The following is a 12,362-nucleotide window of genomic DNA, read 5'->3' on the forward strand; positions in this document are numbered from 1 at the left end:
CGGAGCCGTCGGCCGTCGCGAAGTTGACGTCGAAGGCGGCGTTGCCGCCGGTGCGGGTTAGCGTGAAGGTCTCGATCTGCGAGCCGTTATTGCCTTCGGTGATGATGACATCGCTGATGGCAACCGAACCGGCAACCGGCGCCGGCTCTGCTGTGGTCTGGAGTTTGGCAAAATCCACGGGGCCGTCAGAAAACTGGACGTGCTCGATGTTCCTGATCGTGTCGGCGCCATCGGGCGAGCCGGCGCGTTGATCGGTCAAGATCGCGGTCGTTGCGTTGACGAGGGTGACCTTGTAGTCCGATTGCTTGCCGTGGAAGACAGCCGTATCGTCTCCGTTGCCGCCGTCGAGGGCGTCGTTGCCGCCTTTGCCGCCAGACAGCGTGTCGTTGCCAACGCCGGCCGTGATGGCGTCGTTGAACTGGCTGCCGAGGATCGTGTTGTTGTGTCCATCCGTATGTTGATCGTTCAGATACACGCCGTCCGTCGTGAGCCGGTAGATCGTGACGCTGCTCCTCACGGTGTTGTTGTCGTAGTCTTGCCAATGTTCGCTGATGATGCCGTTCGAGTTGTCGACGACCTGGATCTGACCGGGGTGGTTGCCGTCGGCGTTGAGGCCGGCGGTGACGGTGGCGGTGTGAACGCCGCCGTCGGTCCGCTGCATGCGGACGATATCGCCGGCCTGCACCTTGCTTTGCCAGTCGTCAACGGCGACGGCGGCATCGTTTCCGCGATAGGCGATGCGCCAAAAGCCGCTTTCCTCGTTCGCGCTGACGTTAGTGGTGTTCGCCGACTGGGAGTCGAGCGTTGCGCCTGCGGACGCCGCGATGGCGCTCGCGATGTTGTGGCAGTCATTGGCGTTGGCCACGCCGTTCTCGGCCGTCGCGATCATTCTTGCGGTCGACACGATGTCGGCCGAGGTCGGGATATGGTCGGCGGCGAACGGTGCGTCCAATTGTTGCGGAAGGGCGGTGATGGCGAGATTATGCCCGACAAAGTCGCCACTGGCGGGCGTGAAGCTTTCCGGCACCGTCAGAAACAGGTTCGGCGCGATGTTGTTGCCGATCACGATCTGCACGTCCTTGAAGTGGGCTGCGCCGATGTTGCCGAGGTCCACACCGGCGGGCGCAACGGCGTGGGTGAGAACCTTGTTGTTCGGATCCCAATAGCTCAAATTGCTGGCAGCCAATGCGGCGGCATCCAACGTGAAGATGCTGACGTTTTGGATCCTGCTGGCATCCTCGCCATAGGTTTGCTTCAGCAGATCGAGCAGGCTCACCGTTCCTGTACCCACCGGGCCGCTGATCGAGATTGGCAATGCGTCCTTGAAGAATGTATTGGTGCCCATGATGATTGTCCCTTTTGATCGAACGAGCCACGGGGGCGTGCCCAGCACGGAGAGAGTGGGGTCTCCGCTCATTCGCATCTGTGATTTTTCACACATAACGCGCGTCGAGCATCTTCCGATCTTTTGAAGTTAGGAAGTACCGCGTCAGTTCGTTATCTTTCGCATCAAGGCGATTCGCTTGGGCTGAGGTGACTCTCAAACAGAAGGGGCGGAGCAATGCTGCTCCGCCCAAACAGGTTCGACGCTCTATTGTTACATGTACCGGGCGATTGCCGCGGCGATTTCCGGTGCGCGGGCGCGCAAGGTCTCGAGATTGTAGGGCGTTGAATATCGCGGCGCCCTGCGTTCGGAGCGATAGACGACATCGTTCGTCTTGCGCTCGCGCTTGACGTGGCGTGTCTTGCGTTCGGCCTTGAACTGACGCTGGGGCTCGGCGAACGTCCGGGTGACGGCCGGCGGTTCGGTCGTCGCGACTTCGGACATCGGCGCCACGTCGATCCGCTTCGGCAATACCGGTGCCAATACCGGTGCCTTGGGCTCCTCGGGCAGCGATGCCATTTGAGGGCGCGCCGCCGAAACATCTTCTACTGCCGGCGCGGGCAGACGGGCCGGGGCCGGCAGGGTTGCCGGAGAGGAGAGGGGGTCTCGCGATACGGCCGGCGTATCGAGGGAGGCCAGGGTCACTGTAGGCGTCTCCGGAGTGCCGATTTCGACCGACGTTTCGGGAGCCGCGATCGGCGCAGCGGCAACCGGCTCCAGGGACGGGAAAAGGTCGGGCGGCAGGGGAAGCGACTTCGGCGCGGCTGTCGGCGTCGACACTGTCGGAGCCTGTGCCGTTTTGCGCTGGATCAACGCGTCTCGCGCTTTGGTCGCAAATTCCGATTGCGCCTTGCTCAGCAGTTTTTCCGACGAGCGGACCGGCGCCGTGTTCCACACCATCGCGGCAATCGATGCCGCGATGACCGCGCCGCCAATCATCCAGAACTTCATCATGACTTTTCTCCCCGGGTAGGTGACGGGGTTGGTTCTAGCCGGTCGCGAGGGCCTCGGAAGTGACGTTACGCACAGAGCGTTCGGTGGTCGCCGCAAGCGCAACTTTGTTTCCGCGGATACTGGCGATCACCTCGTCACGCGGGCCTTGTGCGATGACCTGTCCGAACGACATCACCATCAGCTTGTCGACATGGGCCAGGAGCAGGTTGCGGTGGGTTACCGCGATCACCGTGCAGCCCGCTGCCTTCATCGCCGCCATCGCACGGCCGAGCGCTTTTTCGCCTTCCTCGTCGAGGTTGGAGTTGGGCTCGTCCAGGATCACAAGGCGCGGGCAGCCATAGAGCGCACGGGCAAGACCGACCCGCTGGCGCATGCCGCCGGACAGCGCCACGCCGCCTTCGCCGAGCAACGTGTCGTAGCCGTTCGGCAGGCGCAGGATTACTTCGTGCGCACCTGCAGCCCGGGCAGCCGCGACGACGGCCTTGGGATCGACCGTGCCAAGACGGGCAATGTTTTCAGCCACCGTCCCGGAGAACAGTTCGATGTCCTGCGGCAGGTAACCGATATGCTTGCCGAGCACGTTCTGGTCCCACTGGCCGTATTCCGCGCCGTCGATCCGTATTGTGCCATCGCGCAGCGGCCAAACACCGGCAAGAGCGCGAGCCAGGGTAGACTTACCGCTCGCCGAGGCGCCGACGATCGCTATGCTTTCTCCCGCCTTGAGGCTGAGCGAAACCCCCTTGACCGCCGGACGGGACGCATTGGGCGGCCAGATCACCGCGTTTTCGACTTCGATATTGCCTTTGGGCGTGGGCAGCGCGGTCGGCGCTTCGCCAAGCGGGAGCGCCTGGAACAGGTTTTCAAGACGATTGAAGGAGGTCCGGAAGGCCACGATGCGCTTCCACTGGCCGACGATCTGCTCGATCGGAGCGAGCGCGCGGCCCATGATGATCGACGCGGCCATCATGGCGCCGGGGGAAATCTCCTTGTCGATGGCGAGCCACGCACCGGCACAGAGCATGCTGATCTGAACGGTGAGCCGGACGAACTTGACGAGGGCGTGAAGCGCCGCTCCGCGCTCGGTAGCGGCGCTATGGACTGCGATATGGGCGTATTGCGCGCCGCTCCAGCGATCGAGCACGACATCGCCCATGCCGAGGCCGCGCACCACCTCGCCATTGCGCAGTGCCGACGCAGCGAAGCGGTTGGCCTCGTTCGCCAGCCGGCCCGCCTCGTTGACGCCGGAGCGCGTGTAAAATTCGGTGGCCAAGGCAAGACCGAAGAGGACGAACGCACCGACAAGCGCCACCGTGCCGAGTACGACGTGCTGCATGAAGCAGAGCACGACGAAGACCGGCGTCCAGGGCACGTCGCAGATGATTGCCGCGACGCCGCCGCTGATGCATTCGCGAATCGTCTCGGCGTCGCGGATCACCTGCTGACCCATCCGGTGCTGCGGCGACAACTCGGCCTTCATCATGGTTTCAAACAGCGGCCGTCGCAGAGCGCTTTCGAACCGAACGCCGGCGCGCGCCAGGACGCCTGACCGGGTGAATTCGAGTATGCCGTAGAGGATCAGGAAAATGCCAACGACCAGCGTCAGCATGACCAGGGTGCTGACATTGCGACTGGTCAGGACACGATCATAGACCTGCATCGAATACAGCGGTGATGCGAGCATGGCAGCGTTGATGAACATGCTGAGGACGAACGTCGTTCCCAGCGCGGGATAGCAAGCTTTCAAGGCCTGAGTGAGCGGCGAGCGGCTATGGGTCTTGTTGCTCTGAGCGGCCATGTTGTCCTCCATCGGCTGGATGACGTTTTGGCATGTCGGGATCGGCGCCGACTGTGATGCGTGTCACCAAGCCAAAAACCTCGGTTTTTGTCCCATGAAGCGGACTTTCGAGCTCGATCAAGGGAACGCGGGTGAACCGTGCGTGATGTCACTCACAGTGGGGCGGCGCCAGATCGCGCAGGATGGCGCCATCATGGCGATGGAGGGACCAACATGAACGCTCTTGCACTCAACGCGTCAGACCAACTCTACGCAGCCAAAAATCTGGATGATCACCGCGGTTACGGCCGTCTCGGCTTTGCCGCCATCGCGCTGGTATTTGGTGGCTTCGGTGTCTGGGCTGGTTTCGCCCCGCTCGATCGCGCCGCCATTGCGCAAGGCCAGGTGGCCGTCGAGAGCAGCAACAAGCCGGTCCAGCATCTCGAAGGCGGCATCGTCCGGGAAATCCTGGTCCGCGACGCCCAGCAGGTGAAAGAAGGGGACGTGCTCCTGCGCCTGCAGCCCACCAACGCCCAGGCCAATCTCGACCTGCTGCGCAAGCAGATCGACGCCAATCTGGCCCAGGAAGCCCGCCTCGTTGCCGAGCAGACGCGGGCCGACCAGATCAAGTTTCCGGCCGACCTCCTGGCACGGCGCAAGGTCGCCGAGACCGAAATGGCGATCAGGGACCAGGAGCGGCAATTCCGCGAGCGGAAGCAGTCGCTCGACGGCCAGATCGGCATTCTCGCCGCCCAGATCGAGCAGAAGCAGCAGGACATCACCGGACGCACGCGCCAGAGGGATTCGCTTGCGGCCCAGATGACGAGCTACAAAACCGAAATGACGACGGTGTTTCCGCTGGTCGCAAAGGGCTTTTATGCGCGCAATAAATATCTCGCACTCGAACGCGACGCGAACCGCGTCGAAGGCGAATTCGGTCTTGCCGAAAGTGATATCCTGCGGTTCGGCAAAGCTATCGAGGAGGCGAAACTTCAGATCAAGCAAGCCCGCTTCAAATTCGACGATGAAGTCTCCACCGCGCTGAACGACATCCGCGCCAAGATTTCGGACGCACGGGAAAAGATCGTGATGGCCGAGGATGTCCTGACCCGGGTCGATGTGCGGGCGCCGCGGAGCGGCACCGTGCTCGGACTGAAGGTGCACGGCGTCGGGGCGGTCGTTAAGCCCGGTGAAACCCTGGCCGAAATCGTTCCGCTCGGTGAGGGACTGCTGGTCACCGCACGCGTTCAACCGAGCGATATTGAAAGTGTCGAGGTTGGTCATACTGCCGAAGTGCGCTTCGCCAACTTCTCGTCGCGGCAAGTCTCGGTCATCCTGGGCAAGGTGGTCAGCATCGCGCCCGATGCGACCGTCGATCAGACCGGCAATCAGCAGCAGCAACAGCCTTATTTCGCCGTCAAGATCGTGATTGACTACAGCGCCGTGCCGGAAAATATCGCGAAGAAGATCCAGCCGGGCATGCAGGCCGACATTCTGATCTCGACCGGCGAGCGTACCGCGCTCACCTATTTCATCGCGCCGCTGACGAGCACCTTCGCCAAGACGTTCCGGGAGAAGTGATCGCAGGACCGGCGGGATTGCTGCGGCGCAATTGCGGAAGCGGGGCATGCGGCCCAGGTCTCAGCCGGGAGGGACAGGTGGAGGCTTGCCCGGCACACCCAGTCGCGCATGGGCGGTTGCGAATACCTGCCGGGTCTCCCCATTTTTGGCGGTCAGCGACACCAGCTCAAACCCCGTGGGGTCGAGACCAGCGGCCTCGAGCGCAATTGAATCGGATAGCAACTGGCTGCCACGAGCTTCAGTCAGCGCGGCGAGGCCGCTTGCGGTATCGATAACCGGTCCGATCGCGGTCAGCACCTTCGAAGGTCCCGCACCAATCCGGCCGAGATAGGCCGCGCCAAACGCCAGTCCCATCGCCACAGCGATCGGCCGGCCAAGCTCTGCGGCGAACTTTTCGTTGATGCGGTCAAGCGCGACGTCGATGTCGGCGCTCGCCGCGGCGGCAGCGCGGCATGCGGCCTTCGGGGAGTCGTCCCGGCCAAACACGGCAACTATTCCACTTCCGGTCATCCGCACAACCCAGCCCTCGTGATTTGCGATTGCGGTGTGGGCCATGTCGAGGAACTCGTTGAGGAGGAAGATCGCGTCGTAAGCCTGCCGCGCACCCATCAGGGCGGCTTGATCCTGCAACTGGACGCAGAGCGCTGCGACCTGCCGTTCGATTCCCGCCGAATCGAGCTCGGGCTCTGTGGCGGCGGCATCAGCGGTGTGCGCGAGCCGGGTGACCGTCAACGCCGCCGTCGGCCGGATCTGACACGCAAGCCGGACGAGGGGATCTTCCGCGCCGAGCATTTCAAGCTCGGCGGCCGTGCGGGGAGGCAGCGAAGCTTCGCCTTGTTCGATCCGTACGCTGCAAGCCGTGCAGCGGCCGCGTCCTCCGCAGGCATCGGCGTGCGGTACCCTGTGGATGCGGCTGATCTCGAGCAGGGTCGGACCTGTCGAAGCCTTCAGCGTCGAGCCATTGACATAAATGACGTCGATCTTGGGCGCGACCACGATCCTCAGGAACCGCACGATGACGGCTCCGGCCGCCGCCACGAGGATGGTAGCATAGGCAGCCACCGCGGTCAGGCGCCATCGCCACAGCGCATCCTCCGCCTCGGACGAGGGCCACCGCGTCGCCGCGCGAACCTGCGCTGCAAACGCATCGTCCGCCATCAGCACGCCGACAACCCGGGCCGCAGCGACCAGTCCGGCGACCGCTGCAATTGGCAGCGCCAACGCCAGGACTGACAGAACCGGCGCGATGGCGGCGTATCTCGGCGTTAACTTGAGCCATTGGTGGAGACCCAGGCAGCCGTGGCCCCATAGCAGCACGATCAGGGTGACGTAGAGGAATGCATGTTCGGGCCAGAGCCTGGCGAGCTTATAGAGTGAATCGTCGTCGACCCCGAAAAGCAGGTTCGCTCCTCGCGTGTCGACGATGTAGGGCAGGAGCAGCAACGGAACGAGGATGCCGCTGAACGTCAGGACGGCGTCCGATAGCGACATCCGCAACGTTGCCCGGCGAGCGACGAACCACAGCGTAGTGCCGATATGACTGACAAACGCGACGAACAGCAGCGCGGCGCCGGGCCATGAGCGAACAAGCGCCGTTCGCCAAGCCGCGATGTCGCCCATCGTTTCCAGGGACACCAGACCCGTCGCATAATTGCAAAGCTCGGCCGCGGCGAAGACGAACAGAACAAGACCGGAAACCAGCGCGATGTGGCGAGCGGCTTGCTCCAGGCGACGAGACGGTAAGCTCATCGCACCACGCCTTTTCCGCCCCTGGGAGCGCTGTTGTCGGCTCCAAGACTTGCTTCAAAGCGACTTGCTTCAAAGCGTTTCGCATCACGAATACGACTTGAAGAGATCACGGTCGCTTCTCCATAGGGCAAGGACCCGCGGGACAGATAATGTGGACCATCTGCCTCGGCGTCGTCCATACTCAATCTTCGGCGGCGGTCCGGCATCGACCGGCCCGCAGCTTCACGGCCGCCTTGTTCTGCGTTGCGTGGCGTTTGGATCGTCGTTGAAGAGGCCGTCACCTTGGCCGGGATCCACGCCAGATGGGATAGGCAATGCGGGAAAACCTGCCGCCTGCTGGAGGCCAGCATCCGCGTTCGCGACCGCAAGCAGGCGCTGGGCCCGGGCTCTCGGTGCAGGCCGAGATCAAGACCGGCCAGCAGCGGGTCATCCAGTATCTGCTCTCGCCGATCATGCAGGCCCTCGACGAGGCGGGCAGGGAGCGGTGACGGGGGGATGACCCAACTCTCATCTCACGTCGTCCCGGCGAACGCCGGGACCCATACCGCGTGATCTCGCGATGAAGACGCGGTAACGGAGACCATCCGCGAAACTTCTTCCTGTGGCTATGGGTCCCGGGTCAAGCCCGGGACGAAGGCGGCGTTTGTTGTGCCACCATCATCCAAAACGCAGCTTCGCGTTCTCGCGGCGCATTGCGCCCGAGCTTTGCCAGAACCTTCCCGCCCTCTGCAAACAGAGGGCGCAGGGAATGCCGGATGCGCGCTGCACCCGCGGTCCCGTGTGCGGTTAGTGCTAAGTAGGCTGCACACGAGCATACAGGGCAGCGGAGAACATCCGACATTCCCTGCGCAATGGCTTTACGGCTTATGCCGTGATCTTCCCGGAGACGAGTTCTTGGTTGACTCCGTCGCTGCCGGTTCAGCTTGCGCTTCTCCGACAGCTTGACGCCTGCAACGGGCGCCAGGACCACACGGTTTTGCCGTACGCTTAATCCACGCCGTCGTCTCAGCGCAAACAAGCGTCCACCGCAACCCGCCCAACGTCCGTGACGACGGCCGACGCCCTTCTGAGTAGGACGGGATGGGCAATATATGCACCTGATTTTCATTCTGGTAAACAGAAATATTTCTTATTCCGGGGCTTGACACGAATTCCGTAAATCAGAACTGATTTGCCCGTCGGGTTGATTTGTCGCAGGCTGGGCGCAAAATTGTGCTTGCAAGTGAGGCGACGCAACTGGTGTTTCGCAATTGGCGGGGAGGCACCGGGGCGAAGCTCGTGGATCTGTAACGGGCTTTTTGCCTCCGCCCACTGCAGCAGATTGTTCTTCTCCATTCACGGAAAGTTAGGGCTCGCTCCGCGTTCCCGTTTACAACCCGTGGGTGTGATGCCTAACTTCATCCTCGGGCGACGAATCGACGCTTTCCCGTCGCCGTCGCGCACTGTGGAAGCGGCCAAGGCGGATGGAATTGCGGGCATGTCGTATGCAATATCCGGAGGTCTGAACCATGCCGCCGCTGTTCGGCCGGAGAGGCTGGGGATACGAATGAAACGCCTCGCGCTCGTCGGACGTGGCCTTGCTGCGATTCTGCTGACGGGGTTAGTGTCGCCATTGATATTTGCAGTGGGGTTTGCGGCAGTTGGCCTTCTCCAATCCGGCCGTCGTGACTTCACTGGCATCGCGGAATTTGTTTCAGCCGTATGGTTCGTCGGCAGCTTCATCGCACTGGCCTGCGCGATGGTCATCGGCCTGTGCATCGAGTGGCCGAAATCGTACTGGTTGATGAAACGCCCCTCAGGAGGATGGTTGGTGTCTTTCCTGATCAGCCTGTTTGCCGCCGAACTGCTTTTTCATTCAACGCCGTTCATCGGCATCGGGCAAGGGACCGCCCAAACCTCCGATCTCGCAGGCGATCTCATCTTCTTTACGAGTGCCGCCGCCATTGGCGGCACTTGTTCCGCCGGTTTCTGGTGGGCGCTCGTGGTGCGGCCGGGTCGGAGGTTTGCGTGACGCGATCGGCAATAGCTGGCTTAGCTTGCGTAGGGCGGATTCTCTTTAACCCGCCATCTCGCGTGTAATGGCGGGTTAAAGAGAACCCGGCCTACGCCGCTGCAAGGAAATTTCGCGATGTCCGACGAAGCCGACGGTGACCGATACGACCCGACGACGCCCGAGGAACTCCTCGCATTGGCGAAGCACCTTGCCGCCGATCCAAAACTGGATGCGATCTTCCGGCGTGTCGGGCTGCACAAGCCGTTCGATCGAACGCCCGACGAGTACCACCGGGTCATTGCCAGCCGCGAAGCATTTGCCCCCCAGCTGCATGACCGGCTTTGTTCCGCACTCAACCTGTTTCTTGCCGAAGCCCTGGCGAGGCGTCTCCATGGTGGCTCGATATCGTCTGATGCAGACGCGCTGGCCTTTCTCGCTGACCGTATTCGGCACGTTCAAGCCGAGAGCGCGAGCAGCCGCCTTCTGGAATCCGAGATCAAGGACATCATGAGAAATTTGCTGGATTCGCCGTTTTTCCAGAAGTTCGAAGAGTATCGGCGGCGGAAAGCAGAAGTGGTCAAGGCAGATATCAATCCTTATGAGGACATCAGCACGTTCGTGAGCGACCAAATATGGATCTATGGCCTGGGTGGTCGGGGTTGGTCACAGGTTCAAGGCATCGTCACCAGCTTTTTGAACCGCCTTTGGTTCGACATGGTGCCAGATCTGTCTTCAGCGACCGTTGAGCGCATGCTCGAATCACCGGGTGAACGCCTTTTGCTCCGCGACGACGACCTGCCGCGTAAGGGATAGGGGATGGCTATGGTGAGCTCGCGTAGGGCGGCCTCTCTTTAACCCGCCATCGGGAGAGATATTTCATGGTCATCCGCGACGACTTTATCGAGGTTCAACCGGGTTTCCTCATCGATCCGCCGTTGAAGCTTCGCGTCCATATTGGTGGGCAAGGCGACGGCCTGGATGACCCGGCCGGTCTGTGCATTGGATACGATCCTGAAATCGATCCGGATCGGCTGCTTGTACCGCCGTCCGAGGAGGATCGTAGAATTTTGCTGATGTCGCCGCTGACGGCTCACCGTGTCGACGTCCCCATGATCTTCCAGTCGCGGCGCTACGACTGCGTTTTCGGCTTCTTCTTTTGGAACATCGAGGGGGATCGCGTCCGATACAAGTTTCAAGACGATACTTATTCGCTCGGGTTAAAGGCAAAGGTGATGGAGCTTCGCCATTTTCCGGCAATATCCAACAATATGCGCGATACGCTTCTGTATGCGATCAGTTCGGCGTCCCGCCTTACAGAGGTGAAAGGAGCCGATTTCAGTTCTCCCGGATACGCCGAGGTCAAATCTGTTGAAGTCTGGATACGCAGCGAGGCGCTCGTCGACTTTTTCAACCTGCCGCTGGCCGAATTCACCTCTCCCGAACCCGGCTGGGTGATCCTGTCGTCGCGGGAGATCGTGCGGTGACCATGCTCGACATGATTGTGAGCTGCACAACGCGGGCTAAGAGAAGGGCGACGCGGCATCATGATTGAGAGCTGGTTGCGCAACGCGGGCGGGGCTGCGGGATACGTCGCATGACAATCGGTACCGGAGCCGCCGCTGCGAGGCTGCGTCGGAACGCGCGCCGCGCCTCCATTCGGAGCGACGAAGTCTAAGGCGATTTCAGATTGCGGATCATGTATTTCGCTGTCGGCCCGTAGGATCGAAGCTTCATATCGAGCTCGGAGCCGTTCGCGACCTCGAAACCGTATCGAGCCCACAAGCGCTGGGTACTGTAGACGGATACAAGACCCAGGAAGTCGACGTCGATTTTACATGCGCATTCGACCATCAGATCAACATAACGCTCTGCAGATCCGTAGCCCCGGACTTCAGGCAGGACCGCCACGTCGTGAACGTAGAGGCAATCCGCATCGCCAGGGATCCCTTTCAGAAATGAGTCGAGCGGAGGAATGGAATTCAAATTCCAGGGATGCGAGAGCCCGTATCCGATCACTTCCTCATGCCGGACAAGTACGTAGCATCCCGACGCGAATAGCGCGAGCTTCTCTGCGAAGACGTCCGGCCTCTCGGGGAGAGTCGGATGAATGATTTCCGCGAGCCTGGTGACGGCGTCGATGTCGTTTACGGACGCAGCTCTCCAAATTGGGTCCTTTGGATCGACTTTCTTTCCGGTGCTCATCATCCTGATGCCTGAATCCGATCGGTGCGCTGCATCGCTGCGGGCGTTCGCGGCCGTCTCACCGCGACGTCCAGTCGCAATCGACAATCCGGTAGTCGCAATTGCGAGAGACGAGACCTCAAGTGATTCCGGCAACGCCGTCGACAGCGCAAACTTCCCTGCGCGGTCTGTCGGCCGCCGCAAGCGTGCCTCCACACCCCAATGTTCGAGCGCTAATGACCCCAGTCCGCGCTATCCATGGCCCGTGACAATTGGTGCAGGAGAGCGTTCAAGCGCTCCTTGTCGGCAATGGCAAAATCCTTGAATAGCCGCGCTTCCCGCTCGCGCGAAACCTGTGCCAGCTTTGCCGCGAACTTGCGTCCGTCGGCGGTCAATTTGGCTATCGCGGCCCGGCCGCGCGACCTGGTCTGTTCAACTGAAACGAGCTTCCGCTCCTGGAGAAGTGCAAGGCTACGGCTCGCGGCCGCCTTGTCGATGTCGGCGGCGTCGGACAGCTCGCTCACATTGAGAGATTCGATACTGTTGAGCGTCATCAGCAGGCGCCATTCCACGGTGCTGATGTTCCACTTGGAGCGGTAATAGGCCATGGCGCCTCGGCTTAGGCGCATGCCAATCGTGGACATGAGCACCGCGACGTGGTCGCGCGCCAGCATTCCGGCGACGCCTGGACGTCTTGGTGCGTTCTCCTGAACCGCCAATCCCTTGCTCGAGGGCATGCCAGAGGC

At 61.7% G+C, this 12,362-nt stretch carries 10 protein-coding genes and 1 pseudogene; 5 read left to right on the forward strand and 6 right to left on the reverse strand.

Annotated elements, in window-relative coordinates; genetic code table 11:
* The 3 genes and pseudogenes from JQ641_RS38470 to JQ641_RS13330 all read right to left on the reverse strand — a co-directional run.
* A pseudogene (locus JQ641_RS38470) lies at positions 1-1,345 on the reverse strand (hypothetical protein); the annotation flags it as partial.
* 252 nt (positions 1,346-1,597) lie between these two features.
* Positions 1,598-2,338: a hypothetical protein gene (locus JQ641_RS13325; protein ID WP_211996426.1), complete on the reverse strand. Its 741-nt coding sequence runs from the start codon at positions 2,336-2,338 to the stop codon at positions 1,598-1,600.
* Positions 2,339-2,372: 34 nt separating this feature from the next.
* Entirely contained in the window at positions 2,373-4,133 is a 1,761-nt protein-coding gene (locus JQ641_RS13330) for a type I secretion system permease/ATPase (protein ID WP_211996427.1), read from the reverse strand.
* 213 nt (positions 4,134-4,346) lie between these two features.
* Between JQ641_RS13330 and JQ641_RS13335 the strand changes: the two genes are divergently transcribed.
* Complete coding sequence (locus tag JQ641_RS13335; protein ID WP_211996428.1) at positions 4,347-5,693, forward strand: HlyD family type I secretion periplasmic adaptor subunit; 1,347 nt, start codon at positions 4,347-4,349, stop codon at positions 5,691-5,693.
* Positions 5,694-5,753: 60 nt separating this feature from the next.
* Here the strand turns inward: JQ641_RS13335 and JQ641_RS13340 are convergent, their stop codons facing one another.
* On the reverse strand, positions 5,754-7,442 hold the full coding sequence (locus JQ641_RS13340) for an adenylate/guanylate cyclase domain-containing protein (RefSeq protein WP_211996429.1): 1,689 nt from the start codon (positions 7,440-7,442) through the stop codon (positions 5,754-5,756).
* Positions 7,443-7,756: 314 nt separating this feature from the next.
* Between JQ641_RS13340 and JQ641_RS13345 the strand changes: the two genes are divergently transcribed.
* The 4 genes from JQ641_RS13345 (at position 7,757) to JQ641_RS13360 (ending at position 10,919) form a co-directional block, all read left to right on the forward strand.
* Entirely contained in the window at positions 7,757-7,930 is a 174-nt protein-coding gene (locus JQ641_RS13345; protein WP_211996430.1) for a hypothetical protein, read from the forward strand.
* Between the two features lie 899 nt (positions 7,931-8,829).
* Positions 8,830-9,453: a hypothetical protein gene (locus JQ641_RS13350; RefSeq protein WP_211996431.1), complete on the forward strand. Its 624-nt coding sequence runs from the start codon at positions 8,830-8,832 to the stop codon at positions 9,451-9,453.
* A gap of 117 nt (positions 9,454-9,570) precedes the next feature.
* Positions 9,571-10,248, forward strand: coding sequence for a hypothetical protein (locus JQ641_RS13355; protein ID WP_211996432.1), 678 nt, complete (start codon positions 9,571-9,573; stop codon positions 10,246-10,248).
* A 65-nt stretch (positions 10,249-10,313) separates the two neighbouring features.
* A complete protein-coding gene (locus tag JQ641_RS13360; RefSeq protein WP_211996433.1) occupies positions 10,314-10,919 on the forward strand; it encodes a hypothetical protein in 606 nt (201 codons plus the stop codon).
* A 187-nt stretch (positions 10,920-11,106) separates the two neighbouring features.
* On the opposite strand, the gene JQ641_RS13365 is transcribed toward JQ641_RS13360, so the two are convergent.
* Positions 11,107-11,820: a GNAT family N-acetyltransferase gene (locus JQ641_RS13365; RefSeq protein ID WP_349628555.1), complete on the reverse strand. Its 714-nt coding sequence runs from the start codon at positions 11,818-11,820 to the stop codon at positions 11,107-11,109.
* 29 nt (positions 11,821-11,849) lie between these two features.
* The gene (locus JQ641_RS13370) at positions 11,850-12,353 is read right to left on the reverse strand and encodes a MarR family winged helix-turn-helix transcriptional regulator (protein ID WP_211996434.1); all 504 of its coding nucleotides are present in this window, start codon (positions 12,351-12,353) and stop codon (positions 11,850-11,852) included.
* Between the last annotated feature and the right edge of the window lie 9 nt (positions 12,354-12,362).

Source organism: Bradyrhizobium sp. JYMT SZCCT0180 (genome assembly GCF_018130165.1).
GTDB lineage: Bacteria > Pseudomonadota > Alphaproteobacteria > Rhizobiales > Xanthobacteraceae > Bradyrhizobium.